Origin of the sequence: Massilia pseudoviolaceinigra, from assembly GCF_030846505.1 — a bacterium.
Taxonomy (GTDB): domain Bacteria; phylum Pseudomonadota; class Gammaproteobacteria; order Burkholderiales; family Burkholderiaceae_D; genus Telluria_A; species Telluria_A violaceinigra.
Window position 1 is genome coordinate 1 of record NZ_JAVCWL010000092.1, and the last position, 1490, is coordinate 1490.

General features: G+C 53.0%; 1 rRNA gene. It reads right to left on the reverse strand.

Annotation, left to right across the window (positions count from 1 at the left end):
• Nucleotides 1-1439: ribosomal RNA gene (locus RBA40_RS33160) — 16S ribosomal RNA — on the reverse strand; the annotation flags it as partial.
• Nucleotides 1440-1490 lie beyond the last annotated feature (51 nt).

Below are 1490 nucleotides of genomic sequence, written 5' to 3' on the forward strand. Positions count from 1 at the left end.
CGGTTAAGCTACCTACTTCTGGTAAAACCCGCTCCCATGGTGTGACGGGCGGTGTGTACAAGACCCGGGAACGTATTCACCGCGACATGCTGATCCGCGATTACTAGCGATTCCAACTTCATGTAGTCGAGTTGCAGACTACAATCCGGACTACGATACACTTTCTGGGATTAGCTCCCCCTCGCGGGTTGGCGGCCCTCTGTATGTACCATTGTATGACGTGTGAAGCCCTACCCATAAGGGCCATGAGGACTTGACGTCATCCCCACCTTCCTCCGGTTTGTCACCGGCAGTCTCATTAGAGTGCTCTTTCGTAGCAACTAATGACAAGGGTTGCGCTCGTTGCGGGACTTAACCCAACATCTCACGACACGAGCTGACGACAGCCATGCAGCACCTGTGTTACGGCTCTCTTTCGAGCACACCTCGATCTCTCGTGGCTTCCGTACATGTCAAGGGTAGGTAAGGTTTTTCGCGTTGCATCGAATTAATCCACATCATCCACCGCTTGTGCGGGTCCCCGTCAATTCCTTTGAGTTTTAATCTTGCGACCGTACTCCCCAGGCGGTCTACTTCACGCGTTAGCTGCGTTACCAAGTTAATTAAAACCCGACAACTAGTAGACATCGTTTAGGGCGTGGACTACCAGGGTATCTAATCCTGTTTGCTCCCCACGCTTTCGTGCATGAGCGTCAATCTTGACCCAGGGGGCTGCCTTCGCCATCGGTGTTCCTCCACATCTCTACGCATTTCACTGCTACACGTGGAATTCTACCCCCCTCTGCCAGATTCTAGCCTTGCAGTCTCCATCGCAATTCCCAGGTTGAGCCCGGGGATTTCACGACAGACTTACAAAACCGCCTGCGCACGCTTTACGCCCAGTAATTCCGATTAACGCTTGCACCCTACGTATTACCGCGGCTGCTGGCACGTAGTTAGCCGGTGCTTATTCTTCAGGTACCGTCATTAGCAAGGGATATTAGCCCTCACCGTTTCTTCCCTGACAAAAGAGCTTTACAACCCGAAGGCCTTCTTCACTCACGCGGCATTGCTGGATCAGGCTTTCGCCCATTGTCCAAAATTCCCCACTGCTGCCTCCCGTAGGAGTCTGGACCGTGTCTCAGTTCCAGTGTGGCTGGTCGTCCTCTCAGACCAGCTACTGATCGATGCCTTGGTAGGCCTTTACCCCACCAACTAGCTAATCAGATATCGGCCGCTCCAGGAGCATGAGGTTCTTGCGAAGCCCCCACTTTCATCCTTAGATCGTATGCGGTATTAGCGTAACTTTCGCTACGTTATCCCCCACTCCAGGGTACGTTCCGATATATTACTCACCCGTTCGCCACTCGCCGCCAGGTTGCCCCGCGCTGCCGTTCGACTTGCATGTGTAAGGCATGCCGCCAGCGTTCAATCTGAGCCAGGATCAAACTCTTCAGTTCAATCTCTGTTTAATGTCCTTGCGGACAGATCGCTCACTCAAAATACTGACA